General features: G+C 61.4%; 25 protein-coding genes and 4 pseudogenes. 16 read left to right on the forward strand and 13 right to left on the reverse strand.

The annotated features are described in order from the left end of the window. The first annotated feature begins 264 nt into the window (after window positions 1-264). Both ftsH and ACLFKU_RS29550 read left to right on the forward strand, forming a co-directional pair. Window positions 265-2,229: an ATP-dependent zinc metalloprotease FtsH gene (gene ftsH / locus ACLFKU_RS29545; RefSeq protein ID WP_410851469.1), complete on the forward strand. Its 1,965-nt coding sequence runs from the start codon at window positions 265-267 to the stop codon at window positions 2,227-2,229. Between the two features lie 122 nt (window positions 2,230-2,351). Continuing rightward, the gene (locus tag ACLFKU_RS29550) at window positions 2,352-2,786 is read left to right on the forward strand and encodes an Hsp20/alpha crystallin family protein (protein ID WP_410851438.1); all 435 of its coding nucleotides are present in this window, start codon (window positions 2,352-2,354) and stop codon (window positions 2,784-2,786) included. A 76-nt stretch (window positions 2,787-2,862) separates the two neighbouring features. On the opposite strand, the gene ACLFKU_RS29555 is transcribed toward ACLFKU_RS29550, so the two are convergent. Next, a complete protein-coding gene (locus ACLFKU_RS29555) occupies window positions 2,863-3,531 on the reverse strand; it encodes a nitroreductase family protein (protein ID WP_410851439.1) in 669 nt (222 codons plus the stop codon). Between the two features lie 207 nt (window positions 3,532-3,738). Next, on the reverse strand, window positions 3,739-4,647 hold the full coding sequence (locus tag ACLFKU_RS29560; RefSeq protein ID WP_410851440.1) for an LOG family protein: 909 nt from the start codon (window positions 4,645-4,647) through the stop codon (window positions 3,739-3,741). 344 nt (window positions 4,648-4,991) lie between these two features. On the opposite strand from ACLFKU_RS29560, the pseudogene ACLFKU_RS29565 reads away from it, so the two are divergent. The 3 genes and pseudogenes from ACLFKU_RS29565 to ACLFKU_RS29575 all read left to right on the forward strand — a co-directional run. Next, window positions 4,992-5,843 (forward strand): annotated as a pseudogene (locus tag ACLFKU_RS29565) (DnaJ C-terminal domain-containing protein); the annotation flags it as partial. Window positions 5,844-5,919: 76 nt separating this feature from the next. Further along, window positions 5,920-6,165, forward strand: a complete 246-nt coding sequence (locus ACLFKU_RS29570; RefSeq protein WP_410851441.1) for a chaperone modulator CbpM — start codon at window positions 5,920-5,922, stop codon at window positions 6,163-6,165. A 243-nt stretch (window positions 6,166-6,408) separates the two neighbouring features. Beyond that, on the forward strand, window positions 6,409-8,184 hold the full coding sequence (locus ACLFKU_RS29575) for a hypothetical protein (protein ID WP_410851442.1): 1,776 nt from the start codon (window positions 6,409-6,411) through the stop codon (window positions 8,182-8,184). Window positions 8,185-8,977: 793 nt separating this feature from the next. Here ACLFKU_RS29575 and ACLFKU_RS29580 read toward each other — a convergent pair. The 5 genes and pseudogenes from ACLFKU_RS29580 to ACLFKU_RS29600 form a co-directional block, all read right to left on the reverse strand. Beyond that, window positions 8,978-9,352 carry a DUF3564 family protein gene (locus tag ACLFKU_RS29580; RefSeq protein WP_410851443.1) on the reverse strand — a complete coding sequence of 125 codons (375 nt, stop codon included), beginning with the start codon at window positions 9,350-9,352 and terminating at the stop codon, window positions 8,978-8,980. A 275-nt stretch (window positions 9,353-9,627) separates the two neighbouring features. Then, the gene (locus ACLFKU_RS29585; protein ID WP_410851444.1) at window positions 9,628-9,975 is read right to left on the reverse strand and encodes a hypothetical protein; all 348 of its coding nucleotides are present in this window, start codon (window positions 9,973-9,975) and stop codon (window positions 9,628-9,630) included. Between the two features lie 29 nt (window positions 9,976-10,004). Then, window positions 10,005-11,480 carry a PAS domain-containing protein gene (locus ACLFKU_RS29590; protein WP_410851445.1) on the reverse strand — a complete coding sequence of 492 codons (1,476 nt, stop codon included), beginning with the start codon at window positions 11,478-11,480 and terminating at the stop codon, window positions 10,005-10,007. Continuing rightward, window positions 11,477-11,929 (reverse strand): response regulator, encoded by a 453-nt coding sequence (locus tag ACLFKU_RS29595; protein WP_410851446.1) that lies wholly within the window; start codon window positions 11,927-11,929, stop codon window positions 11,477-11,479. The genes ACLFKU_RS29590 and ACLFKU_RS29595 overlap by 4 nt, the downstream gene beginning before the upstream one ends. A gap of 21 nt (window positions 11,930-11,950) precedes the next feature. Then, window positions 11,951-13,045 (reverse strand): annotated as a pseudogene (locus tag ACLFKU_RS29600) (sensor histidine kinase); the annotation flags it as partial. 365 nt (window positions 13,046-13,410) lie between these two features. Between ACLFKU_RS29600 and ACLFKU_RS29605 the strand changes: the two are divergent. Then, window positions 13,411-13,803: a hypothetical protein gene (locus ACLFKU_RS29605; protein ID WP_410851447.1), complete on the forward strand. Its 393-nt coding sequence runs from the start codon at window positions 13,411-13,413 to the stop codon at window positions 13,801-13,803. A 74-nt stretch (window positions 13,804-13,877) separates the two neighbouring features. After that, a complete protein-coding gene (locus ACLFKU_RS29610) occupies window positions 13,878-14,072 on the forward strand; it encodes a universal stress protein (RefSeq protein ID WP_410851448.1) in 195 nt (64 codons plus the stop codon). 30 nt (window positions 14,073-14,102) lie between these two features. On the opposite strand, the gene ACLFKU_RS29615 is transcribed toward ACLFKU_RS29610, so the two are convergent. After that, window positions 14,103-14,330: a hypothetical protein gene (locus ACLFKU_RS29615; protein ID WP_410851449.1), complete on the reverse strand. Its 228-nt coding sequence runs from the start codon at window positions 14,328-14,330 to the stop codon at window positions 14,103-14,105. A gap of 166 nt (window positions 14,331-14,496) precedes the next feature. Further along, window positions 14,497-14,769 carry a hypothetical protein gene (locus ACLFKU_RS29620; RefSeq protein ID WP_410851450.1) on the reverse strand — a complete coding sequence of 91 codons (273 nt, stop codon included), beginning with the start codon at window positions 14,767-14,769 and terminating at the stop codon, window positions 14,497-14,499. Between the two features lie 675 nt (window positions 14,770-15,444). On the opposite strand from ACLFKU_RS29620, the gene ACLFKU_RS29625 reads away from it, so the two are divergent. The 3 genes from ACLFKU_RS29625 (at window position 15,445) to ACLFKU_RS29635 (ending at window position 17,983) form a co-directional block, all read left to right on the forward strand. Then, complete coding sequence (locus ACLFKU_RS29625) at window positions 15,445-16,971, forward strand: [FeFe] hydrogenase, group A (RefSeq protein WP_410851451.1); 1,527 nt, start codon at window positions 15,445-15,447, stop codon at window positions 16,969-16,971. Next, window positions 16,971-17,297, forward strand: a complete 327-nt coding sequence (locus ACLFKU_RS29630; RefSeq protein ID WP_410851452.1) for a hypothetical protein — start codon at window positions 16,971-16,973, stop codon at window positions 17,295-17,297. The genes ACLFKU_RS29625 and ACLFKU_RS29630 overlap by 1 nt, the downstream gene beginning before the upstream one ends. 215 nt (window positions 17,298-17,512) lie before the next feature. Further along, window positions 17,513-17,983: a universal stress protein gene (locus ACLFKU_RS29635; protein ID WP_410851453.1), complete on the forward strand. Its 471-nt coding sequence runs from the start codon at window positions 17,513-17,515 to the stop codon at window positions 17,981-17,983. A 22-nt stretch (window positions 17,984-18,005) separates the two neighbouring features. Here the strand turns inward: ACLFKU_RS29635 and ACLFKU_RS29640 are convergent. Beyond that, window positions 18,006-18,146, reverse strand: a pseudogene (locus ACLFKU_RS29640) (universal stress protein); the annotation flags it as partial. Window positions 18,147-18,262: 116 nt separating this feature from the next. Beyond that, window positions 18,263-18,598, reverse strand: a complete 336-nt coding sequence (locus tag ACLFKU_RS29645; protein ID WP_410851470.1) for a universal stress protein — start codon at window positions 18,596-18,598, stop codon at window positions 18,263-18,265. An 11-nt stretch (window positions 18,599-18,609) separates the two neighbouring features. Between ACLFKU_RS29645 and ACLFKU_RS29650 the strand changes: the two genes are divergently transcribed. From ACLFKU_RS29650 to ACLFKU_RS29660, 3 genes are all read left to right on the forward strand, one after another. Continuing rightward, window positions 18,610-19,299, forward strand: coding sequence for a CBS domain-containing protein (locus ACLFKU_RS29650; protein WP_410851454.1), 690 nt, complete (start codon window positions 18,610-18,612; stop codon window positions 19,297-19,299). Window positions 19,300-19,380: 81 nt separating this feature from the next. Continuing rightward, window positions 19,381-19,725 (forward strand): hypothetical protein, encoded by a 345-nt coding sequence (locus ACLFKU_RS29655; RefSeq protein WP_410851455.1) that lies wholly within the window; start codon window positions 19,381-19,383, stop codon window positions 19,723-19,725. A 47-nt stretch (window positions 19,726-19,772) separates the two neighbouring features. After that, window positions 19,773-20,003, forward strand: coding sequence for a hypothetical protein (locus ACLFKU_RS29660; protein ID WP_410851456.1), 231 nt, complete (start codon window positions 19,773-19,775; stop codon window positions 20,001-20,003). 75 nt (window positions 20,004-20,078) lie between these two features. On the opposite strand, the gene ACLFKU_RS29665 is transcribed toward ACLFKU_RS29660, so the two are convergent. Next, window positions 20,079-20,513, reverse strand: coding sequence for a hypothetical protein (locus ACLFKU_RS29665; protein WP_410851457.1), 435 nt, complete (start codon window positions 20,511-20,513; stop codon window positions 20,079-20,081). A 736-nt stretch (window positions 20,514-21,249) separates the two neighbouring features. Here ACLFKU_RS29665 and ACLFKU_RS29670 point away from each other — a divergent pair. Continuing rightward, window positions 21,250-21,714, forward strand: coding sequence for a CBS domain-containing protein (locus tag ACLFKU_RS29670; protein WP_410851458.1), 465 nt, complete (start codon window positions 21,250-21,252; stop codon window positions 21,712-21,714). Window positions 21,715-21,783: 69 nt separating this feature from the next. Here the strand turns inward: ACLFKU_RS29670 and ACLFKU_RS29675 are convergent, their stop codons facing one another. After that, on the reverse strand, window positions 21,784-22,329 hold the full coding sequence (locus ACLFKU_RS29675) for a lecithin retinol acyltransferase family protein (RefSeq protein ID WP_410851459.1): 546 nt from the start codon (window positions 22,327-22,329) through the stop codon (window positions 21,784-21,786). Window positions 22,330-22,541: 212 nt separating this feature from the next. Between ACLFKU_RS29675 and ACLFKU_RS29680 the strand changes: the two are divergent. Further along, window positions 22,542-22,901, forward strand: a pseudogene (locus ACLFKU_RS29680) (divalent metal cation transporter); the annotation flags it as partial. A gap of 32 nt (window positions 22,902-22,933) precedes the next feature. After that, a complete protein-coding gene (locus ACLFKU_RS29685) occupies window positions 22,934-23,590 on the forward strand; it encodes a dienelactone hydrolase family protein (RefSeq protein ID WP_410851460.1) in 657 nt (218 codons plus the stop codon). Window positions 23,591-23,865 lie beyond the last annotated feature (275 nt).

The following is a 23,865-nucleotide window of genomic DNA, read 5'->3' on the forward strand; positions in this document are numbered from 1 at the left end:
CCGGATTGATCTGTATCAATGAAGCGGGGCGGCGCGACAGATCCGCGCGCACCCCGCGCGACGTTCAGGCGGGATTGCGAGCGGTTGATCCTTGTCAATCGGTGCGCCGCGCCATCGGCGATGCTGGATCATTCGCACATTGGCAGACAGGGAGGGGACGATGAGACCGGATCGCGCTGCACGGCGCTCAAACGTGGAGCCATCAGATGGTGAACGGCTGTCCTGCCGACCAGATGTCGCCGCGGCGGAGCAACGCTGATGCCGATGCCGCTTCCCTCGCGTGAGCGCCGCAAGCCTTCGCCATGGCTCGACGTGACGAGCGTCGCGGTGATGATGTTTGTCGGCATCGTCTTTGCGTTGCGGTTGCTGGCGTCGCAGGTGCCGACAATCGATATCGCCTATAGCGACTTCCTTCAGCTTGTCGCCGCGAGGCAGGTGCAGAACCTCGTCGTGACGCCGACACGCATCACCGGTACGCTGAGGATGCCGGGCGCCGCCGCGTGGCTGCCGGCGTCCGCCGTCGCCGGAACCAGGAAGGAAAGCGGCGAGCCGTGGGAGTTCTCCACCGTGCGCGTCGCGGACGACGGCCTCGCTCCGACGCTGGCCGCCGCCGGCATCCGTTATACGGGGGGAGAAGACAGCGCGTGGCCGGCTTTGCTTCTGTCATGGGGTGCTCCGCTGTTGCTGTTGCTGGTGATCTGGCATTTCATGTCCCGGCGCGTCGGCGGCATTCAGGAATACACGAAGATCGGCCGGGGCAACCCGCATGTGTTGATGCAGGAGGACACCGGCATCAGCTTCGACGACATCGCCGGGATCGATGAAGCGAAAGCCGAACTCAAGCAGATCGTCGCCTTCCTGCGTGATGCGGAGCGCTATCGCACGCTGGGCGGCAAGATACCGAAGGGCGTGCTGATCGTCGGTGCGCCGGGCACCGGCAAGACGCTGCTCGCGAAAGCCGTCGCCGGGGAAGCGGGCGTGCCGTTCTATTCAGTGAGCGGCGCGGCGTTCGTCGAAATGTTCGTCGGCGTGGGCGCGGCGCGCGTGCGCGACCTGTTCGAACAGGCGCAGGCCGAGGCGCCGTGCATCGTGTTCATCGACGAACTAGATGCTCTCGGCAAAGTGCGCGGAGCGGGCCTGACATCGGGCAACGACGAACGCGAACAGACGCTCAACCAGTTGCTGATCGAAATGGACGGGTTCCGCTCCAACTCGGGCGTGATCATCATGGCGGCGACCAACCGGCCGGAGACGCTCGATCCGGCGCTGCTGCGCCCCGGGCGCTTCGACCGGCACATTGCGATCGACCGGCCCGATCTGAACGGCCGACGGCAGATCCTCGCGGTCCATACACGGCACGTGACAGTGGCGCCGCAAGTCGATCTGGGCGAGATCGCGTCGCGCACACCGGGCTTCGTCGGAGCCGATCTGGCGAATGTCGTCAACGAAGCCGCGTTACACGCCGCAGAGGCCGACAAGCAGGCCGTCGACATGTCGGACTTCGACGAGGCGATCGACCGCGCAATGGCCGGCATGGAGCGCAAAAGCCGCGTGATGAACGCGCAGGAAAAGCTGACGATCGCCTGGCACGAAGCGGGGCACGCGCTCGTCGCATACAACCGCAAGCACAGCGATCCTGTGAAGAAAGTGTCGATCATCCCGCGGGGTGTGGCGGCGCTCGGCTACACACAACAGGTGCCGACCGAAGACCGTTACCTGTTGCGGCAAAGCGAACTGCTCGACAGGCTCGACGTGCTGCTCGGGGGACGCGTGGCGGAAGAAATCGTGTTCGGTGACGTCTCGACGGGTGCGGAGAACGACCTCGAACGCGCGACGGCGATGGCGCGCCATATGGTGGCGCGCTACGGCATGAGCGAGCGCATCGGTCTCGCGACGCTCGGCGAGACGGCCGATCCGATGGGAGCGCCGGGGTTCGATCCTTGGCGCGGCGCGCCTTGCAGCGACGATACCGCGAGGCTCGTCGACGAGGAAATTCGCGGCGTGCTGAACGATGCCCATACGCGTGTCACCGCAACGCTTCAGGCACAGCGCGCGCCGCTCGAACGCATCGCGCACCTGTTGCTGGAGCGCGAGGTGCTGGATCACGAGCTGCTGCAAAAGGCGATCGAAGGCCAACCGGTGCCCGGGACCGCGCTTGACGTGGATCAACGACGCGAAGTCGTGCGCGACTACGCTGAAGGTGCTGTTTCACGGTGTCGACCATCGTGAATGCGCGAGACGGCGACGGCATCTGAATTACCCCGCGCCTTGCAATCCGGCGACACTGCATGCCGGATTGCAGTCGGTCAATTGGGCCAGTTGATGGCCTGCTTATCTGAAGGAGAAGGGCAATGAGCAATCTAACGCGTTTTGATCCGTTTTCGGCGGACCCCGTTTCGGAACTGTTCCAGGGATTTTTCCGGCCGATGCGCACGGCGCTGACGACGCAGGACACCGAACTCGCGTCGATGAAGATCGACGTGACGGAAAACAACGGAGCCTATTCGGTGAAAGCCGAACTGCCGGGCGTGGACAAGAAGGATATCGACGTTCAGATCGACGGGCGCGTCGTTTCGATCAATGCGAAGGTCGAGCGCAACAAGGAGGAAAAGGAAGGCGAGCGCGTGATCCGTCGCGAGCGTTACTCCGGCACGTTCAGCCGCTCGTTCTCACTCGGCGGCGAGGTCGACGAGGCCAATGCGAAAGCCGAATACAAGGACGGTGTGCTGTCGTTGAGCCTGCCGAAAAAGACGTCGAGCGAACACAAGCGCCTGACGGTCGACTAGAAGCCAGCAACCCAGTCTGGACAATGAAGTATGGCGCGCCGTCACGGGCGCGCCTCTTGTTTCCCGAACCCACGCCTCAATCCGCGAGAGAGCTGAGCTTCGTGCCGAGTGCGCCAACCGTCTGCGCGAGAATCGGCAATTCGTCTTCGTTCAATCTGAGCGCGTCGGCGAGCAGGCGGTGATTGATCCAGCCGCGCACCACGTTGCCGAGCCCCGCGGATGCGCAATACAGCGCGACGTTTTGCGCCATAGCGCCCGCTGCGGCGGCTGAAAAGATATCGCGTTGCTGCAACGGCATCTGCAGCAGTCGCGACGTGTTGACCACATACACGAGGTCGAGCGGTGCCTCGCCGACGAAGTCCTGATAGCCGGTCAGGTTGCGCGCGTCGCTGGCATGCTTGAGCACGAGGCGGTGCGACGCGGGATCGTAGCGATAGACGCCGCTGGGCAGCACCGCGTAGAGGTCGACTTCGTGGACGGCATGCGCGGACGGCGCCGTTCGCCCGCCGGTCGCGGGACGATTGACCCCGCCGGCAGCCCACAGCAACGCGCCGAGCGTCGCGGGCGGCAGATCGGCCCCGGAGAACTCGCGCGTGCTCGCACGCAACGAAAGTGCTTTTATCAGTGGTGCGCCCGAACCCATGTCGGGCAGCGGCAATTCGATTGAAGCCGGAGCTTGCCCGCGCGCGCGTGCCGGCGCTCGAGCGGGTGCGGGTTCATAGGTCAGCAGTTGGGTGTCGGACATGGTCGACTCCTTCGATGATGGGGGCGATGCGTTCCCTCGCATGTCGATGCATCGTCTTGAACATACCGGCGCGTACGCGCCTGCCGTTTGACTTCAGTCAACGCGTCGTGACGCGGCTTGCGCGACGTCCGGCGCATCGCCCGCTACCCCCAGTAGGTCGAAGAGCGCGTGACCGGAGCAGTTGGCCGGTGCGGAGCAGCGGCGCGTTCACGGACCCGATCGATGACGCGTGTGCCATTCGACGATCGCGGACCAGATGTCCTCGGCCGTTTCGCGAAAGACGAAAAGATCTGTATCCTCGACGCGGATCATGCCTTCGGTCACCATGAAGTCGAAATCGATCGTGCGCCGCCAGTAGGACTCTCCGACCAGCACGACGGGCAGTAGCCTGATCTTCCTCGTTTGCAGCAGCGTCAAGACTTCGAACAGTTCGTCGCAAGTGCCGAATCCGCCGGGAAAAAAAATGGCCGCCTGCGCCCGCTCCAGCAAATGAAGCTTGCGGATCGCAAAGTAGTGGAGCCTGAAGCACAGGTCGGGCGTGATGTAGGGGTTCGGCTGCTGCTCGTGCGGCAACGCGATGTTCAGGCCGATGCTCGGCGCGGAGCGCTCGTGGGCGCCGCGGTTCGCTGCCTCCATGATGCCAGGGCCGCCGCCTGTCACGATCGCGAGCGACGACAGGGCGCCGGTGAGGCGCGCGCTGCCGACGATGCGGCCCAGCTCGCGAGCAACTCGGTAGAAGCGGCTGAGCTCTAGCTGATGTGTCGCGGCTTGCAGCGCCTGCTGGTTGCGTCGCGCGTCGGGCCGCTCCTGCAGTGCGCGCCGCGCCTCGCGAAGCCGCCGTCGCGCGAGGTCGGGCGCGGGAATGCGGGTGCTACCGTACACGACGATCGTGTGACAGATCTCATAACGTTGCAGCGTTTCCTCGGTCTTCCAGTAGTCGAGTTGCAGGCGGATGCCGCACATTTCCGGTCTGCGCAGGAAAGCGAGGTCTTCGTCCGCTTGCAGATAAGTGGGGTTCTCGACGAGGCGGCGCACGCGCGGCGGCAGCGCGGAGGGTGGGCTGACGCCGGCTTCGTGTATCACAGCGGGCGTCGGGGATTCCTTTGCGCTTGCCATCTGCATCTCCATACCGCCAATGGCTTTACCTTACGGTCGAGGGCGGCCGTCGCGTTGATCCACATCAAGCGGGGCGGAACCGGCAGCTACCCTGCGATATGAAATGGGGCGGGCACCACCGGTCGACCCGGTCGAGCCGCGCACGATAGTCGTGGGGCATCTGCATGAGCGCCGCCACTGCCGGCTTGACGCAGATCAACAATGGTCCGGCTTCACGCAGCGATCATGGGGTTCTATTCGAACCGAATGCTAATCATGAGCGGCCGGATCTTTGTGATAGGCGCATCGCACGGCGGCATCGACGCGTTGCAACAACTGGTGAGACAGTTACCCGCTAGCTTCCCCAGCTCGCGCGCAAATACCACCCGGACATCAGCAAGCATGCCGACGCGGAGGATCGTTTCCAGGAGCTGGGCCAAGCATATGAGGTGCTCAAGGATCCGGAAAAGCGCGCAGCCTACGATCAGATGGGCACAGGCTGGCGCGCCGGGCAGGACTTCCAGCCGCCGCCGAACTGGGACGAAGGTTTCGAATTCAGCGGCGCGGGTGAGCAAGCCGGCACGGATGCGGGCCTCAACGATTTCTTCGAAGCATTGTTTCGCGGTGAACGAACCGCGCATGCGCGGCCCTCTCATACGATGAGCCAGGATCACCACGCCAGGGTGGCCATCGATATCGAAGACGCCTATCGGGGAGCACAGCGCTCGATTTCTTTGCAATTGCCTACCGTCGATGCGCACGGCCAAGTATCGCTGCGATCACATACGTTGAACGTTTCCATTCCGAAGGGCGTGCGGGCGGGGCAGCACCTGCGGCTCGTAGGCCAGGGAGGGTCCGGCGTGGAAGGCGGCAGGGGATCTCTACCTGGAAATCGCGTTTCGCGAGCATCCGCACTTTCGCGTCGATGGCTCCGACGTCTTGCTCGACTTGCCGGTGGCGCCGTGGGAAGCGGCGCTTGGCGGGCATGTGACAGTGCCGACACCCGATGGCAAGGTCGACATGACGGTACCGATGGGCTCGGCCGGTGGCAGGCGATTGCGGCTCAAGGGTAAGGGAATTCCTGGCAAGCCCCCGGGGACCTGTACGTGATCTTGAACAACGTGTTGCCGCCGGCCGACAGCGAGCGAGCCAAAGCTGCCTACGACACGATGCGGCAAGCGTTTGACTTTGACCCGCGTGGGCGGCTTTATGGGTAGCTCATGATGAAGAACTCGGGATCACCTATCTGGCAGGCCAGATCGTTGATGAAGCCGTTGAATCACACTCGTCGAGATGAGTCGGATAACTGGCGCATCGGCAGCAGAAATCATCCTTTGGGTTGCTGAAGGCGCTTTCGAGCCGAAAGGCGCCGGCCCACGGGATTGGCGGTTCAGCGGCGCTTCGCTGTGTCGTGCGCGAACGGCTTTCCGGCTGGCTCGAGATCTTCAGATCAACGCTCCGGGCATTGCGCTCGCGCTTGATCTGCTCGACGAAATCAAGGCGCTGATGACAAACCCTAAACGTTCGACAGGCGATTGAACGGGGCCTGTCCGTCAGCGCTGTCCGCAAGCTGCCTCGATGCGCTCTGCGCTGATATCGGGAATGCTCGCGTGTTTCTCGATTTCCATCGTTGGCCGGAACGGCAGCGCGCCTACCGACATCAAGTGCGGACTGCAGTCCGCCCTGTTCAAGCAGCGCCTGTTGCGGGTTCATCGAGGGATGGAATCGTGGTCCGTCAAAGGCAGTCCAACTGATATGGCAGATCGTTAAGAGGGAAGCGACATGGGGGTAGCATTGATCGCATGGGGACGATTCTTCGAGCGTGGCCAGAGAGTGACTGTTCCAGCGCCGAGCACGGACCCGGATGCTCTATGGCTTTGGGATCGTCTCGCGAGCATTGCTTGGGACTTACGCGGCGCCGGCTTTACCGCACTGCAATTACCGCCAGCCAGCAAGGCGGAAGGCGGTGCCGAAGCCGGGTGTGATGGATATGGCGTATTTGACCTGCGGGACCTCGGGACCAAGCCACAGCAGGGCAGTACCCCGACCCGCTATGGAGACGCAGACGCGTTGCGCCGTTTGATCGCCTGTTGTCACGCCGTTGGGATCGATGTCTATCTCGACGTTGTTTTACATCAGCTCATTGGAGAAAACTGCGGCCCCGGCGTTTTCAGGTATCTTGGCGCGGATTGCCATCTGTTGAATGGACGGGGTCCCATGCAGCCCGGATGCTTCCGGGGGGGCACCGGTAATCAGGATCCGATTCCGCCGTTCAGGCCGGAGGACGAGGTCCCAGCACCAAACGACGATTTTCCGTTCGGACGGGAGAAGGTTTATCAAAATTGCGTTCCGCCTGGCTATACGCTGCACGACGCAATCGACTTCGGGGACTGGCTATTCCGCACCACGGGCGCCGACGGTATGCGCTTCGACGATGTCAAAGGCACGTGGGCTCCGTTCGTTTCGCAGTTCATGCGTTCGAAATCGATGGCGTCGAAGTTTGCATACTCTGAATACTTCGACGGCAATCGCGCAGCACTCGATGACTGGGCCACGCGCTCGCCGATGATGTCACGCTCGCTAGTCGCCGATTTCCCTCTTCATTGGGCGCTTCAGGCCGCTTGCGACGGCGGCAACGTATCCGCACTCAACGGTGCTGGGTACGCGAGCTGGAATCCGCATCTTTCCTGCACCTTCGTCGACAACCCCGACACTGACACGTCGCCTGGCCAGCAAATCGTGTCGAACAAACTGCTTGCCTATGCTTTTATACTGACAACCGAAGGTTACCCGTTCGTTAGCGGGAAGGACTATTTTGGCGAGGACGTCTGGCGCGGAGCATATGGTCTCAAGCCCTGGATCGACAATCTGATATGGATTCACGAGAATCTCGCTTCAGGAAGCACTGTCACACGGTATATCGACCGGAATGTGATTGTTTTGAACCGAACTGGATTTCCGGGCCTGTTGACGGCGCTCAATTTCGACTCAATGAACGGCCATTCGATCACATGCGCGACAGGTTTTGGGCCTCACGTGTGCCTTCACGAATATACAGGCAAGCACTCGGAAATCTGGACAGACGGCCAAGGTCGCGCGAGCTTTTCGCTGCCGTCGAATGCATATGGTTCGGGAAAAAGCTACCTTTGTTTTTCTCTGCCAGGGTATGGCGCCGCTTTTGAGCCCCGGCTGCGCTCGACTTCACAAACTTTCTTCGGTGCTGAGGATCTCGACCGGCCTCCTTTGAGCAACGGCGCCACAAGCCCGGCCCGGGTGTATGCCGGTTCCGGCAGTCGAGTGATCGCGCTCCTCAAACCGGCAAGCACTGTAGGGTCGCGCAGCGCGTCGATCCTGCTCGAAATTGTCGGGCCAGACGGCCACGTAATCGGTCGCAAGACTATCTATTACAGTGACATGTCAGCTTCACTTGAAATAATCGCCAGCGCCGCCGGATGGCATACCGTCACGCTGAACGGTTTCGGACTTGCCTGCCCAATCCCGTACGAACTGACAGTGACCTATGATGGGGCACAACGGCTCGAGTCGAGTAGGTCATGACTGTCTCCGCGACCGACCCGTTCAATCGAATTTCGACTGGCGCATCGTCCAGCAGAGAGATCTCGCTCAGAACCCTTTCCCCACAATGAGCGCCTACTGCGCCGCGAGCGGCGTCGCGCAGGCCTGCCGCGGCCTTTACGACTGCTCCCGATGGTGTCAGTGCCGGAAGCACGGTAACCGTGAGATCGACTCGGGTTGGCAACCGCTACCCGTCTGGGAGAACAACGCACCGCATGGACGATGCAACGACGGGCTCGCGCCGCAAAATGCAAGGCGCGACGACGAATCGAGCCCTTCCAGAGGGGGTCATGCTTGTGCATCGCTCGTAACCACCGGGATCCCGTGGTAAAGCGGGCCCGCGTCCCGGTTCGACCAAGCGGACGAATCATTCGAGCGAAACGCCGGCGGGAGTTCGTACCGGCGCGTTGTTGATAAGAACTGCGTGCGCAAGCACGGCGCAGCGTCGCCATGTGTCGTGTCGGCGCTCAGCGAACGGTCATCACGTCCGGGATCGGAGCGTCAGAAGGTCGTGGTGGGTGACGGTCAGCATCCGCCGCGCAGAGCTGCGTCGTCGTAAGGCGGTCCTGCATGTTGTTGGTGTGGCGCGCGCTCCCATCCGTCGCGCCATTGCTGATCGAACGGAAGCCGCGAGAAGTGTGGCCACGGCGCACGCACGAAGCATAGCCGGTACGCGTGCCGCGCACCGTCCAGATCGGACACGAGACTCATGGCGAATAACCTTGCTAACAAAAACTGCGCGCGCCGGCGCGGTCGATGCACTTCGTGGACGGCCTTAAGCATCGTCTTCGCTGGAAAAGACGCCGTTTGGGGACTGCGTCCGCTCGGTGTCGATGCACGTCACACGCCAGTGTCCGGTCATCGGGTAGCGAGCGCCCTCCGTGCACCACTGAAGCCGGCCAACTTTGCCCTCGACCGGCTCATTCGCGTCGTTCAAATCGAGCCCTTCGAGCACACACATGGGTACCATGCTGTGCGGAGCGCATACAAGTGTATTGCCGCAATCGATTTGCAACGGACCCGATTCGGGCAGTTCGAGTCCGAAGTGGCCTTCGCGCGACCATTGCCGAGTGTCCCTGTGTAGCCACAGGATCGCGAAAGCCATCGGGTGGATTCGATCGAACGTATCGAGATGAACGGTAAGTCGCATGAACATTCTCCGGAACAAAGCAATTCATGGTGGAGACCCGGCAACCACGAGACCGAGCCGGACTCATCGACGCCTCATTGACTCAATACGCATTTCACCAGGGTATGCGCGTCTCCGCCGAAAGCGGTCCGCGGAGTTTGACTGGACGGCATCGACATATCACCGAGTGCGCCTTGCCGCCAAGCCGGAGCTTGTGCTCGAGCAACATCTGCGCATCCGGCAGGTTGCGATACCGTTCCGCGATTTGCTGGAACGACGACGTGATAAACGGCGCATCACGCGTATGGCAAAACATGCAACTGCTGATCGATGAGAGCGGTCCGATCGGAATCTCTGTGTGCGATACCGGCGGTCAGCGCAAACGTCGCGCATGCGTGCAGGCAGTTCGTGACGGTGTAATCACGGCAGGCGCTCCCTAGGATAAAGGTCAGTTTACGAGTGGCGAAATGAGATTTGTTGACCTCGATCAATCGGGTCACGATGTGCAGCTCGACCGGACGTGCGGCCCTCATGTGCAACTGGCAGGCATGCCGCGCGTTCATCACGTCGCGGATGCTGTCCGACGCGAATTGTTCTGTCGTCGTGTGACCATGCAACGCGCCACAATTGCGTCCCTGAGCCATGCAGAGACGCTGTTCGAATACGACCTCCGTCAACTTCTTCCACTGCGGGCTTCAATGGTGTCGAGCGGCAACGAGACCATGATCACAAAGCCCCGATCCGGCGCCGTGCGGATCTGCAGGTCACCGCGAAGGGCCCACGCGCGCTCGCGGATTCCCAGCAGGCCGAACGAGTCCGCTGCGGGCCGTTGGTCCGGCGCGCTGCCGCAGCCGTTGTCTGCAATCTGAACGACGCAATGCGGTTCCTTGCGCAGGATTTCAAGCGCCACTTCGGTCGCCCGCGCATGCCGGGCGACGTTCGTCAGCGCTTCCTGAACGATCCGGAACACGGCTGTGGCGCTGTCGTCGTTGAAAGCGATGTTGTCGGCAATGCGACGCGAGACGCGCACGCCATGTCGCTCCGAAAACCGGTTGACGAGCCATTCGAGGGCTGGGATCAGGCCCAGATCGTCGAGCATCGCCGGCCGCAGATCGGTGGCGATGCGCCTTACTGACACAACCAGCTGATCAATGAGTTTGTAGACGTTGGCGAGGTCGGCCGCGCCAGCCGGGCTATCGCTACGCGTGATCGACGCATCGAGCCTTGCGCACGCAATCTTCAGCGCGACGAGCTGCTGGCCGAAATCGTCATGCAATTCGCGCGCGATCCGGGCTTTTTCGTCCTCGCGCGCCTGCTGGATGCCTGCCGACAGTCGCTGGAGCTCTTCGCGGGAGGCACGCAGGGCCTCCTCGGCGAGCCTGCGTTCTGTGACATCGATGATCCAGCCCAGCATGCGATAGGGTTGCCCGAACTGATTCCACAACGCCTGCCCGCGCGCATGGACCCAGCAGTATTCACCGGACTTAGTCCGCATGCGATATTCGACGTCGTAGGGGCGCATCTGTTCGAGATGCGTGGCTAGACATGTGTTGACGCGCTCAACATCAGCCGGGTGAATGGCTTCGCGAACCGTCTTGGCGTCGTCGGGAAACTCATCTGGCTCATAGCCGAGAATTTCCTTGAAGTGGGGGGAAAGCCAGGTTGCACCCGATTGCGGACTCCAGTCCCACAGTCCCGCGCTTGCGCCGCTTACGGCAAGCTGAAACCGCTCCTCGCTTTCCTTGAGCGCGCGTGCGATGCGATGGCGTTCGATCGCGTACCGGATCGCGCGGCTCAATTCGGAAGAGTCGATGTTGCGCTTGACGAGATAATCCTGCGCTCCCTCCTGAATCGCCAGAAGACCGACCGACTTGTCGTCGAGACCTGTAAATACGAGCACGGGCAGGTCCGGGACCCGTTCGCGAAAGGTCCTGAACGTGGAGATTCCCTGCGCATCGGGCAAACCCAGATCGAGCAGGACGATGTCGAAACGGTTGGCCGCGCAGTTCGATAGCGCTTCGGCGAGGAAGCCCACATGCACGAGGTTGTGCTGGAAATCGTCCACGTCGGCCAGCGCCTCACGGACCAACAGCGCATCGGTCGGACTATCCTCGACAAGGAGGATCTGCAGATGCAGGGTCGGGTTCATGACGCGGCCGGCGGCAAGGTCACGACGCTGAACCAGAAGTCGTTGATTCTGCGCAGGACGTCGCCGAACATCGCGAAGTCGACCGGCTTGGTGACGTAGCAGTTCGCATGTAACCCGTACGACCTTGCGACGTCTTTCTCCGATTTCGAGGTTGTCAGTACGACGACCGGGATGCTCATCAGTTCGGGATCGGTTTTCAGTTCCTGCAGGACCTCGCGGCCGCTCTTTTTTGGCAGATTGAGGTCGAGAATGATCAGGCCGGGACGGGGTGCATCGTGATGCCGTCCTTTTCGGCGCAGGAAATCCATGGCCTCCTCACCGTCCTGCACGACATGTAACGGATTGGGTACCTTGTAGTCCTCGAAGGCCTCGCGCGTCATCAACACGTCAGTAGGACTGTCTTCGACGAGAAGGATGTTAACGGTATTGCACATGACATGTGATAGCATCGGCGACTCCTCGGGCGGACATTATGTTCGAGCGCTGCCATCCAGCTTCGCTTTCACCGTGAAAAAGAAGGTCGAACCTCCGTCACGCGAAGATTCCACCCAGATGCGGCCGCCATGCTGTTCGACGATACGCTTGCATAACGCGAGGCCGATTCCCGTGCCGGGGTATTCTGCACGCGAATGCAGGCGTTGAAAAATCATGAAAATGCGCTCGAAGTATTGTGGCTCGATACCAATTCCATTGTCCTTGACCGACACGATCCATTCGTCTCCTTCACGACGGGCGCCGATGTCGATGCGTACCGGTTGATCGGTTCGCCGGAATTTGATCGCATTGCCGATGAGGTTCTGAAAAAGGAGCGCGAGTTGCGTCGGAATGGCTACGACAACGGGCAGCACATCGTGGTTGATCTGTGCGTTAGATTCCTGCAGTACGACGCTCAGACTTTTGAGCGCCTGTTCGAGCGCCGTCGTGCAGTCGGTCAGCTCCTGCACGGCCCCTGATCTTCCGACGCGCGAGTACGCAAGCAGATCATCGATGAGTTTCTGCATGCGAGTCGCACCATCTACCGCATGTGCGATGAATTCGTCCGCGCGGGCATCCAGTTGCCCCTGATAGCGGCGCTGCAGCAGTTGAAGAGGCCCCGCGACAGCGCGCAATGGCTCCTGCAGGTCGTGCGACGCTACGTAGGCGAACTGCTCGAGATCGTGGTTAGAGCGCGCGAGTTCTTCGGTGCGTCCGATAAGTTCCTGCTCCGCGCGCTTGCGTTCCGTGATATCGACGATCGCAGCGAGCACGAAGACCTCCTCCGAGGTCGTGACCGGATTGAGACCGATCTCCACGAGGACTTCGGAACCATCCTTTCTGAGCGCGAACAGATCCCGGCCCGTGCCCATCGGCCGGCTGCTGGGGTTGCCGTAGAACATGCGGCGATACTCAGGATGCACCGAACGAAAACGCTCGGGTACGAGCATATCGACGCTATGGCCGACCAGTTCGTCTCGCCGATACCCAAACAGCTTCTCTGCCTGCGCGTTGACGAGCACGATCCGGCCATCCCGGTCGGCCATGACCATCGCGTTGGGGGCCGCTTCAACCACCTGGCCGAATAGCTCATGCGTGGGACTGCTCAAGTGCTTGTACGGTTCCATTCAATCTCCGTCTGTTCGAAGAGTACCGCCAGCGAGCATGCGAAACTCATTCATTTTATAGCAGCTATTACCCACCTGACGGACGATTAACGCAATTTTTACACCCGGTTCGAGACTTTGAATTAACCGCTGCGATAGTACCGGTCAACACCGGTGAGTTCGCGCACGGCGGTGGCTCGCCAGTTCGATCCGGTTGACGTGCGTCAACCGCGCCTTGAGTGAGACGCTTAGATTTTCCTTACATCGGCGCGCGCCTTTCGTGCGCATCGCGCTCGTCGTGCGGAATGCGCGTCCGTTGCAGCGAGCCGCATCACAGTCGGAGCCCTGCCATGCCAAAGAAACCTGGACGACGTGAAAATCGCAAGCTTGACCGTTGCGATGTGGGATGCGAGGCGAAGCCGACGCGCAATGGCAGAAAAGCCCGCGGTCGTCGTATCGACGACTGCGCACGTTATCCGTCGCTGCGACCCGGCGGCGCCGTGCCCGAGGATCAGTCTCGTGTCGAAGTCGTGCTGTTTTACAAGGAACTCCTCGACCACCGCGGCTTTCCACACCGTTGTGAGCTAATGCGCGTCTGCGCTGACGGCGCGGTGCAAGCGGCGGTGGCGATCTGCGGCGCGATTCATCGTTTCGAAAAGTTGGAGCGCGTGTCCACGTGGAAGATCGCCGCCGACGGCTACGAGGTCATTAGCACACCTGCACGCGACGTCGTGTCAGCATGAATTTTTGCGGCCCCGTTTCCTGTGCCCGGTTTCAAGAGTTAGCAGCAACATGATGTGCTGAAGTAGAGCGGTTTATGTATTCAAGAATCCTTCTCGCGTTTGATGAGAGCGACTCGTCGAGGGCTGCATTGGGCGAGGCGGCCCGGCTTGCCAAGCTCACAGGAGGTGTGGTGCACGTGGTGTACGTGGTCGACAAGGCTCCGGCGTTCCCCTTCACCGTCCATTACGACCTGTCTCTGGCGTGGCGGTTTTCTCGAGCTTCTCGTTGATCGTCAGTAACCCCCATTGCCATCCGCGTTTCATCTCGTGCGCCCCTCGCGTCGTGCGACTGAAATGCGGTTGTTCACGCCGCTGCGTCCGATAGCTTGCAACGGCGCAATATTCCTGTTCAAGCGCGCGAGCAACTGCGGCGCGTAGACGAGGTCGGCCAACCTGGCGCGGATGCGGGGGTGAACGCACGCGACCGACACGATCACGAAGGACCCCGGCAACGCGAGAAAGCCGATCAGCAAGATCCGTTTCAACATGCTGTGCCCCGTTTGGGCTTCACGTATGGTTTCAGCCTAAGGCCTCGCATGGCGGGACGTTTGATACACGTCAAAGGCGATACGCATCTCGAGCGAAAGTCTGCTTTGGCGGGTCGTTATCGATGTCGGTCTTTGGGAGTCGCCCGAGGGGGCGCTTCAATGAACCTTAGAAACGAGTACGCGGGTTGTGACGGGCCTCTTCCCGTTTTAGCGATTCTTCCAGAACCTCGGCCGACGATGCTATGTAGCGACGCGCCCACTCGATGGCGTCATATTCAGCCGTTGCCCTGGTCGGCTTCACCGCACGGAGAAAGAAACGGATCTTTGGTATCCGGATCGGTTTCCGGTAGTCGTCTTGGCGCGAAAACCGTGCCTCGGCGTTCCAGCCATCGACCCGTTCGGGAAAGATCTCAACGAAGAAAGGTTCGATCGAGTACACGATGTGCTCCGGTAGTCTGCTGTCCACCATACGCGAGGCGCCCGGATGTCATTTGATCTGGGTCATCTCGTTCACCGTGGCGCGATGTATTTCGGACGGGCCGCGTCAAGCCCGATTGACGTACATCAACGCTTGTGCCGCGTCGACAGGTTCAATAGAGAGGGGCAGCAAGGGCTGGCCGGATCACCGGTCCTTGTCAACGTTGCGGCCTTTGTCAGGCGTCCGGGTGGTTCATCTTTCTCGCCACGGAAGTGACCTTGGACATCGCCGGCGCGACGAATATCGGAACGGCGGCACAGACTGCAAGCGGGCCGCGTCCGTTGGCAGGCGATTTTGCGTCTCTACTGTTGGCGGCCGGCATTCTGCACGCTGAAACACCGCTGCCCGTCTGCACGAGTGCCGCCGCCCCCCCAGCAAGTGAGGCGGTGCCGACGAGTAGGGATAGCAGCGGGAGACACCGATGATCAGGCTGACAATTAATGGGAAAGCCGTCGAGGTAAAAGACGGCTCCACCTTGCTCGATTCCGCCGGCAAGGCCGGGGGGATATCCCCACGCTTTGTTACCACCCCCGCCTGCCGTCCCGTGCGGTATACCGCATCTGTCTCGTGGAAGTACGCGGCCAGGTTCGTCCGCAATCGGCCTGCGCAACACGGGCAAACGACGGCGATGTCGTCGTGACAGACTCCGCCGAACTGCAGACTTTTCGCAGCGAGGACGCACAGTGGCTTCTCGCGCGTCACCCTGACGACTGTATGCGATGCGAGGTAAACGGCTCCTGCAGTTTTCAAAGTTTCGTCAACGAGTATCAACTAGAAGACAAGTGGCAGAAGATTTCTCGAGGATCCGCGCATCATCCGCTGCATGCCCTCGACGACCACACTTCGCCGAGCATCTGGCGCGACCTTTCGAAATGCATCGAATGTGGCTTATGTGTAGAGGCATGTGGCGATGCGGGGCAACAGCAAAACGTGATCGGGTTCGCTGAGCGCGGATCGGAGCGGTTGCCCGTTACCGGTTTCGATCGCCCTTTGGCCGAAACCCCATGCATTTCCTGCGGGCAATGTGCGCTCGTATGTCCCTCCGGGGCTCTGATCGAGACGCCGCATTGGCATGCTGTACTTCACACTCTCGACAGGCACCGGCGGGTTTCCGTCGTCCAGGAGGCACCGGCGACGCGCGTTGCAATCAGTGAAGAATTCGGGATGCAGCCCGGTACCGTCAGTACCGGACGGATGATCAACGCCCTGAGACAGTTGGGGTTCGACTATGTGTTCGATACGAATTTTGCGGCTGATCTGACCATCATCGAAGAAGCGGCCGAGCTGCTTTCACGTCTGAGAGAAAAGGGAAGATTGCCGCTTTTTACGTCATGCTGCCCAGGGTGGGTACACTGGGTCGAATTCAACCGGCCGGATCTTCTTCCGCATTTGTGCACGGCGAAATCTCCGCAGCAAATGCACGGCGCGCTTTCCAAGCGGGGGCCGTTCGCGCGCGGACTTGGCCCGGATTTCGCGCAGGGCGACGCCGAGCCGTATGTCGTGAGCGTAATGCCCTGTACCGCCAAAAAGGATGAGGCCGTCCGGCCGGGGGTTTCTGGTGACGTCGACCGCGTTCTCACCACGCGTGAGCCAGCCCGGATGATCAGGGCCCGAGGCATTGCCTTCAACGCTCTGCCGGAAGCTGGAGCATTCGATGATCCTCTTGGCGAGAGCACGGGGGCCGCACAGATCTTCGCCGCATCTGGCGGAGTCATGGAGGCGATTGCGCGTACCGTGTCCCACCTGCTTGATCAGACCATGCTTGTGTTGGACTGGCATCAGATTCGCGGCGTGGATGTGGGCGTGAAGACGGCTGATATCCCCGCAGTCGGCAAGGTCGCCGTTTGCAACGGCATCAGTGTCTCGCAGCGGATGTTGCGCACGGAGGCCTGGCGCGCCGAGTACGTCGCCATCGAGGTCATGGCGTGTGTTGCAGGCTGCCTGGGAGGAGGCGGGGAGCCTAAATCCTTGGATCCGCTAATTCTTGAGAAACGTATGGACGCCATCTATGAGATGGACAAGCTCGCGCCGCACCGTTGCTCGTACGAGAATCGCGACATCGAACGTCTTTACGCGACTGAACTTGTGCACCCCAACTCCGCATACGCCCACGCTTTCTCCACACGGGCTATGCCGCACGAAATTCCAAACGACTGCTTCTGATGCGTTTTCTCGACTACGTCGACAGGCGGGACGGCGCTGGCGCCGCCAGCCTTCTGCATCCCGAGGTAGTGTGGGAAACGGCTTCTCCCTTCGGTCCAATTCGGGGCATTTCAGACCCTACGAAGTTGATCGAGAGCCAGTTGGCGCCGCGCAAGTTCGGCCCCGGCTATGTCCGACATCGGATGGAATTCCCGACAGACGCCCACGATTTGACCGTCGAAACACCGACAGGCGAGCGATGCCGGTTTTGCATCGACGTCGAAACCGTCATCGAAGGAGGTCAACCCAGAACGCTGATCAGCAAGTTGGTGCGGGAGCCCGTTTAGCGACCGGCACCTGTCGACGTTCGGATCGCCTGCAACCGGTTGACCCAGATCAAGTTGGCTGTCGCATCGCGGCCGATGATGTAACCGAGCAACTTCTCTGTTTCAGGCCGTTGCCTCTAGCCCGAACGGAGACCTGCGCTGTAACTGATGCACATGCTATGCGCGGTGTGCATAGCCGTTGCCGGAGCACATGACCATCCTGCAGGAGAATCACCATGTACCAGAACATCCTCGTCGCGCTCGACGGCAGCAGTTCCTCGAAGCGCGCACTGAAAGAAGCTGTGGGTCTTGCTGCCCTGACGAAGGGTCTCGTGCATGCGCTCTACGTCGTAGACAAGACACCGCTCTTCTCCTATGCCGGCTATTACGATCCGATAACCTTCATCGATGCGGTGCGCAAGGATGGACGCTCAGTGCTGCAGGACGCAGAGCGGGCCTGCGCTGGCGCCGACGTGGAATGTCACGCCGAACTGGACGAAACCAACAACCTGTCTGACGACGTGGCCAGCGCAGTGCTGCGGCACGCGGATCAGGCCCATGCCGATCTGCTCGTGATGGGCACGCATGGACGCCGTGGGGTACGGCGTCTGGTGATCGGCAGCGTGGCGGAGCAGGTTGTGCGCTTTTCGCGGTGTCCGGTGCTGCTGATTCGCGAAGAGGACAAGCACAAAGCCGTCGCCGGATAGTATCTGGCAAAGCGCCGCCGGCACCCATCATCAGCACGTCGGCGTGCGGATCCGCCGCCCGGTTCAGCAACGTCGCCCCCGTACCGGCGGCGCCATGGCGCGTCGTCGTCGAGAACGATGCGCGCACGCCGTGCGCCTTGAGATGCGCCGCGACGTCGATGGCGCCGGGCGAGCTGCCGTAAGCATGTCTCGGATAGCCGTCACGCGAGGTCGAGGGCGACCTGCATGTCGCAGCAGCGGCTGTCGGCGAGATGAGCGAGCACAGTCCGGTAGCTCATGTCAGTTCCTTTTCGGCGGCAGCCGCGACAGTCGAGGCTGCGGCGGGCCGCTCGCTCGGCCAAGGATCATCAGAACCGGGCAGAGGGCGTCGCGCAGCACGCGCTCGGCGACGCTGCCGAGCACGAATCGCCGGAGGCCGCGGCGACCGTGCGTGCCTATCACGATCGCGTCGGCCTGCCATTCCGAGGCCGCCCCGGCGATGTGCTGCGTAACGTCTGCGCCGGGAATCGCGGGCTCGACCGGTGCGGGATCGAAGTGAGGTTCTCTTTGACGTTCGTCAATTGCATGGTCTGCCTCATGCCTACACTTGTTTGCAATAGGGTAGGCCCTCGATATGGAGACTCACTATGCAAGCCTCGGACATCATGACGACTCCGGTCATTTCTATCGCACCCGACAGCTCGGTCTACGACGCGGCGAAGCTGCTGACGCAGCACCGCATCAGCGGAATGCCGGTAGTCGACGACAACGGCGACGTGGTCGGCGTCGTCAGCGAGGGCGATCTGCTCAGACGCATCGAAACGGGTACCGAAACGCAGCGCCGCTCGTGGCTTGCCGAGTTCATGGCGCCCACGCGTGAACTCGCGGCCGAGTATCTGAAGGAACATTCGATCCAGGTGCGCGACGTAATGAGCACGCCGGCGCTCACCGTCCGTCAGGCCGCCCCGCTCACCGAGGTCGCCGAACTGCTGGGGCGCAAACACATCAAGCGCCTGCCTGTGTTGCGCGATGGCAAGCTCGTCGGCATCGTCAGCCGGGCCAACCTGGTGCGCGCTCTCGCGAGTTGTGCGCCTGCGCAGCTTGATGCGCAACCGTCGGACGAACAGATTCGTCGTGCAATTGCGAATGATCTCGATGGACATCGCTGGGCAATGGCCTCCGACGGCCTGATCGTCACCGACGGTGTCGTGCATTGCTGGGGTGTGGCGCGTTCCGAGGAAGAACGCAATGCAATCCTCGCGGCGGCAGAGCGTGTGCCGGGTGTGAAGGAAGTGAAGGACCACATGGAATATCCGAACATCTTCTCGTCGATGTGAGATGCGGTGCAGGGCTCACCATGCCGCATGATCGACAAGCGCTTTGTCGAATGAGCCGGAGTGCGGGAATCCCTTTGGTGGATGGCGATGCCTGCGATGATGAAAGGCTACATCGACTGCGTATTCAGCCGCGATTTCGCGTATGAGACGCAACCGGACGGCGTTCACGGCCTGCTGTCGGGACAGCCGTGCCCTCGTCGTGAGCCTCTCCGCGGCACCGCTGGCCTCGTTCGCGGAGGACGGCCGATGGCAAGCGATGCAGCTGCTGCAGGATACCCATGTGTACCGCGCATCCGGTTTCGACCTGATCGGGCACCTGCATTTCGACGAAGTCGGCCCGGCGATGCCTCCCGCCATAGCCGCCAGCATTTCGCGCAGGTGCGTGAATTCGTTCGCGGGCATTTCGCGTCGGTGCAGGCGGCGTGAACGACAGGTGAATGGCCACATGTGGACGCAATGCAGGGAGCAGTGCCATGTATCGCTTCTTTCGCAGATTCGAACGGCTGGCGTTCGGAATCGTGACCGCATCGGCCATAGTATGCGCGGGCATTCTCGTCATACACCGCTTAGGTGATGTGTCGGTGCCCGATTTCGTGTCCCAAGGCGCCGCCGACCCCCGCTTTCCGTTCGTGTTCGTTTGCGAGGACGTGAACCAGATGGACTCGTGCGAACCGATGCAGGCCGAGCGGACGGAGGCGAAATGAAAGCCGGTTCGCTCATCTGGCGGCTCGACATCCCCGGCTGAAGCCATGAGCGTCGACGCGTCCAACCATTTGCTGCTACGAGCGATGCATGCGGCAAGTGAAAAACCGCTTGAGCTGCCGCGCCAGTCCGACCACGGTTGCGCTCGCCAGCAACCACAATAGAAGCACGTAGCCGATCATTTTCCAGAACTCGCCGACCCGCTCCTGCATGATCATGTTCGTGTAGGAAGGGGCATCCATGGCGGCGTTCTGTGTCGTTGCGCGGTAGAGAAAGAAGGAGCGACAGATGGCGTCGTCCGGTAGCGCAGCAAGCAGCACTGAGCCGGAAGGCATGCTGCCGACCCTCGCGCACTGTGGCGCCGTCATTCCCGCGACGATTGCATCGTCGATCGGAAGATCGACGATGGCGCTGAGCCAGGTGATGGCCGTCACCACCAGAGTGCTCAAGGACGCCGCGTACCACCGCGTGTAGCGCCGCCGTTGCGGCGCTCGCCTGTCTTCGACTTTCATTGCGGTACTCCGTTACTGCGTGTCGCGGCGTTTGCCGGTGATGGCAAAGGGAACCGGTTGCCGCACCGGTTTCATACTGCTGTATCGGTGCCGCGCCGTTTTGACATGGCGCAAGGACCGCTGCAGTGGATTGACGGCGTGCCGCCGAGGGAATGCCTGAGCTGGCTGAAGAATCTTTCCCGGATGTCGTCGCCGGAGCGCCCGTTGATCTGCGTCAAATGACGCGATGCGATCTGGTCGGAAACTTCAATATTTGTCGCCCCCCACGCCAACCGAAGACGATGGTCGGATCAATTCATGGTTTGCGTGTCTATTTGCGCGTCTCGCCTTGCGTGAGGCCGCGGTCTGCGGCGCTACCGCCCCAGGCAGACCATTTGCACAGGAGCCGGATGATGCTGAGTCCGCACGAACTCGCCACACTCATGTTGATCAATGACGGGCACGAGGTCGAACACCTGGAGCGTGCCGAACTGGAAGCCCTGAGATCCGGCAGCTGATAGTCGTGGAACGGCGCGATAGCGCGACCGCTCGCGCAAGTCTGACCCCGCGCGGCAGTTCGGTGCTCCTGGCGGCGGCTCGGATGCGTTAGCCGTGCGCCGCGACGACCCGTTGCCATGACTCATGCGCTAGTTGATCGATGTCAATTGCCTGGCGGCGCGCTTACCTATCCTCGGAACTGAAGGCATGACTGCGGGCGTTCGCCGCGCGGTCGGTCCATTCCGAAGGAGAGACGATCATGAGAGTAGATGAGTGCTATAGCCGCGGGACTGTTCACATCCCGGTGACCTGCAACCTTCAGGAGGCGGCACGGCAAATGGCATCACAGCACGTCGGCGCGTTGATCGTGACCGACGACGTCGTGCCGGGCGAGATGGTCGGGGTCGTGACCGATCGCGATATCGTGCTGAAGGCGGCAGCGTTCGGCAAACCGCCGAACGAGACCGCGGTCGGCGAAGTGATGACCAAAGGCGTGGCGATGGTCAACGAAATGGCCGATCTGGATGACGCGATGGAAATCATGTCCAGTCACGGTGTGCGGCGCCTCGCTGTGATACGGGACGACGCCGCCATCGTCGGGATTCTGTCGCTCGACGATGTCATCGATGCATTTGGCCGCGATTGGAGCATGCTCACGGGCATTCTGCGCAGCGAGCTCAACCGCGAAAAAATCGGCAGCGTACAGGCACCCTTGCACGTTTAGCCTTCGACGCGTACGCCGTGCCGCCGGGGAAACCGGCTGGGGGCGTGTGGGAGACGACCAACCCTCCAACTACGCGTGAATCGCGGCGCGGCCGCTCGCGCGCGCGACCCAATCGCCCAGCGCCGCAACGGCGATCTCGCGCGTCCTGCCCGGCTGCGCCGGTATCCGGTCACCGACGAGTTTGCAGACGACCAGCGCGAAGAGCACGCCCACGGCGCGGACAGGATTACGGATGCAGGCTTCGACCTGGGCGCTTCTGCCTTGTCCGAACACGCACCACAGGCACAGATGCTCGCAGTTGTTGGTCAGCAGCCGGTAGTTGCGCTCGCCGAGTCGCGATTGCGCGCGGTGCGCTACCTCGAAGCGGCTGTATTGCGCATGAGGATGCTGGATGAGTTCGATGCCGCGGCCCGCCGCGAAACGTTCGATCGACACAGCTTCGATCGGACCGCCGCAGAGGCGGCTGGACAGACCTGCATAGTGAATCACCCGGCCGTTCCCGACATAAATGCCGTGATGCATGTAGCCGGCGCGCTTCGTGGTGAGATGGGCGCCGACCGGCAAGTCGCGCATGGACGCATGGTCGATGCACGCGGTTGTCTGCTGCAGGCTCATGGCTAGCTCCCGAACATTGCAGCGGCACTGGGTCCATTCGAACAGCGTCGTGGAGCTTGACTCTGCTCGCCAGGTGGCCGCCGAAGGCTTGCGTTCCCGTCACGCCTCAAGCATCGGCGATGGGAGCGGCGGGCACAATCAGCCCCGGCCGGGATTGGCGTCCGATCTTTGCCGGGCGTGTCAGAAATATCCGAGTGTTTTGGAGCGAAGCGCTGATCGGCGTGCCAGTACTGGCAGGCTCGGGGGCTTATGCACTGTCCGAGTCGATGGGCTGGAAGGAGGGACTCGAGTACGGTGTCGCCGAGGCGCGCGGCTTGTACGGAATCATCGCAGCAAGTGTACTCACCGGACTTGCCCTGCAGTATTCGCCGATCAGTCCCATGCGGGCGCTGTTCTGGAGTGCAGTGATCAATGGAGTGGTCGCAGTTCCGCTGATGGTCGTAATCATCATCCTCGTGTCAAAGCCATCGGTGATGGGCCCATTCACAGCAAGCAAACCGATTCGGGGACTCGGATGCATCGCAACTGCCGTGATGGGCATGGCGGCGCTGTGGACGTTCGTTCCGCACTAGCGATGAGATGCCCGGAGCGATAAGGAGATTGTATGCAAACCATGGATGTGGCCATCGGAGTCGACTATGTGCAGCTCGAAGGTACGTTGGGTGTCTCGCACGATGCGCGCGCGATGATCGTCTTCGTTCACGGAAGCGAAAGCAGCCGCTTCAGCCCTCGCAACTGCCAGACCGCGATAGCTTTGCAGAAAGCAGGCATGGCGACGTTGCTGTTCGATCTGCTCACGTGCGGCGAACAGGAAAACGACAACGTAACGGCCGGATATCGCTTCAATATTCCGCTGCTGACACGCAGGCTGATTGGAACACTTGGGTGGCTGCGCGCGCAATCTCTCGTTAACGTGCTTCCCATCGGTCTGTTCGGCGCGAGCACAGGAGCTGCAGCCGCGTTGGCCGCCTCGGCGGAAATGCCTGAAGTGCTTGCGATCCTGTCGCGCGGAGGGCGACCGGATCTGGCGCGCGAAGCGTTGCCATCAGTCGTCGCCCCGACCTTGCTGATAGTCGGCGAACTCGATGAAGAGGTGGTTCGCCTGAACCGCAAAGCTGCGAAGCAGATGAGATGCGAGCACGAGATAACGATCGTGAAAGGGGCGACGCACCTGTTCGAAGAACCGGGCAAGCTGGAGGTCGTAGAGGGTCTTGCCGTCCAATGGTTTGCGTCGAAGCTGGTAGATGGTCGAACACGTTGAAGGTTGCCGATAAAACATGGCTCGGGTCGGTGTCCGCAAGCGCAACGTTAAACGGGTGCGAAGTCCGGTCAGCTCCGTGTCACCCGAGGACAAGGTCGCCCGGCTGCGCGTATGTGATGCATGGCCTGATCGGACACGCCATGTGGAGGCGATCGAAACGCATCTGTCCTGGGTTTTCCTCACTGCGCGCCATGCGTGGAAGATGAAGAAGCCTGGTTGCTACGACGGTGTGGATTTGCGCAGTGTCGCTGCACGAAAAAGAAGCTGCATTACGG

Source organism: Paraburkholderia sp. EG304 (assembly GCF_046543485.1).
In the GTDB taxonomy this organism is placed as follows: Bacteria; Pseudomonadota; Gammaproteobacteria; order Burkholderiales; family Burkholderiaceae; genus Paraburkholderia; species Paraburkholderia youngii.

Bases quoted from the DNA above. Each gene is read 5' to 3' on its own strand.
- ACLFKU_RS29685 (WP_410851460.1), top strand. From the start codon at position 22,934: ATGCAAACCATGGATGTGGCCATCGGAGTCGACTATGTGCAGCTCGAA.
- ACLFKU_RS29635 (WP_410851453.1), top strand. From the start codon at position 17,513: ATGTACCAGAACATCCTCGTCGCGCTCGACGGCAGCAGTTCCTCGAAG.
- ACLFKU_RS29580 (WP_410851443.1), bottom strand. From the start codon at position 9,352: ATGCGACTTACCGTTCATCTCGATACGTTCGATCGAATCCACCCGATG.
- ACLFKU_RS29660 (WP_410851456.1), top strand. From the start codon at position 19,773: ATGTATCGCTTCTTTCGCAGATTCGAACGGCTGGCGTTCGGAATCGTG.
- ACLFKU_RS29675 (WP_410851459.1), bottom strand. From the start codon at position 22,329: ATGAGCCTGCAGCAGACAACCGCGTGCATCGACCATGCGTCCATGCGC.
- ACLFKU_RS29670 (WP_410851458.1), top strand. From the start codon at position 21,250: ATGAGAGTAGATGAGTGCTATAGCCGCGGGACTGTTCACATCCCGGTG.
- ACLFKU_RS29610 (WP_410851448.1), top strand. From the start codon at position 13,878: ATGTATTCAAGAATCCTTCTCGCGTTTGATGAGAGCGACTCGTCGAGG.
- ACLFKU_RS29550 (WP_410851438.1), top strand. From the start codon at position 2,352: ATGAGCAATCTAACGCGTTTTGATCCGTTTTCGGCGGACCCCGTTTCG.
- ACLFKU_RS29605 (WP_410851447.1), top strand. From the start codon at position 13,411: ATGCCAAAGAAACCTGGACGACGTGAAAATCGCAAGCTTGACCGTTGC.
- ACLFKU_RS29595 (WP_410851446.1), bottom strand. From the start codon at position 11,929: ATGCTATCACATGTCATGTGCAATACCGTTAACATCCTTCTCGTCGAA.
- ACLFKU_RS29615 (WP_410851449.1), bottom strand. From the start codon at position 14,330: ATGTTGAAACGGATCTTGCTGATCGGCTTTCTCGCGTTGCCGGGGTCC.
- ftsH (WP_410851469.1), top strand. From the start codon at position 265: ATGCCGCTTCCCTCGCGTGAGCGCCGCAAGCCTTCGCCATGGCTCGAC.
- ACLFKU_RS29585 (WP_410851444.1), bottom strand. From the start codon at position 9,975: ATGGCTCAGGGACGCAATTGTGGCGCGTTGCATGGTCACACGACGACA.
- ACLFKU_RS29665 (WP_410851457.1), bottom strand. From the start codon at position 20,513: ATGAAAGTCGAAGACAGGCGAGCGCCGCAACGGCGGCGCTACACGCGG.
- ACLFKU_RS29560 (WP_410851440.1), bottom strand. From the start codon at position 4,647: ATGGCAAGCGCAAAGGAATCCCCGACGCCCGCTGTGATACACGAAGCC.
- ACLFKU_RS29650 (WP_410851454.1), top strand. From the start codon at position 18,610: ATGCAAGCCTCGGACATCATGACGACTCCGGTCATTTCTATCGCACCC.
- ACLFKU_RS29575 (WP_410851442.1), top strand. From the start codon at position 6,409: ATGGGGGTAGCATTGATCGCATGGGGACGATTCTTCGAGCGTGGCCAG.
- ACLFKU_RS29555 (WP_410851439.1), bottom strand. From the start codon at position 3,531: ATGTCCGACACCCAACTGCTGACCTATGAACCCGCACCCGCTCGAGCG.
- ACLFKU_RS29590 (WP_410851445.1), bottom strand. From the start codon at position 11,480: ATGAACCCGACCCTGCATCTGCAGATCCTCCTTGTCGAGGATAGTCCG.
- ACLFKU_RS29655 (WP_410851455.1), top strand. From the start codon at position 19,381: ATGGCGATGCCTGCGATGATGAAAGGCTACATCGACTGCGTATTCAGC.
- ACLFKU_RS29630 (WP_410851452.1), top strand. From the start codon at position 16,971: ATGCGTTTTCTCGACTACGTCGACAGGCGGGACGGCGCTGGCGCCGCC.
- ACLFKU_RS29570 (WP_410851441.1), top strand. From the start codon at position 5,920: ATGAGTCGGATAACTGGCGCATCGGCAGCAGAAATCATCCTTTGGGTT.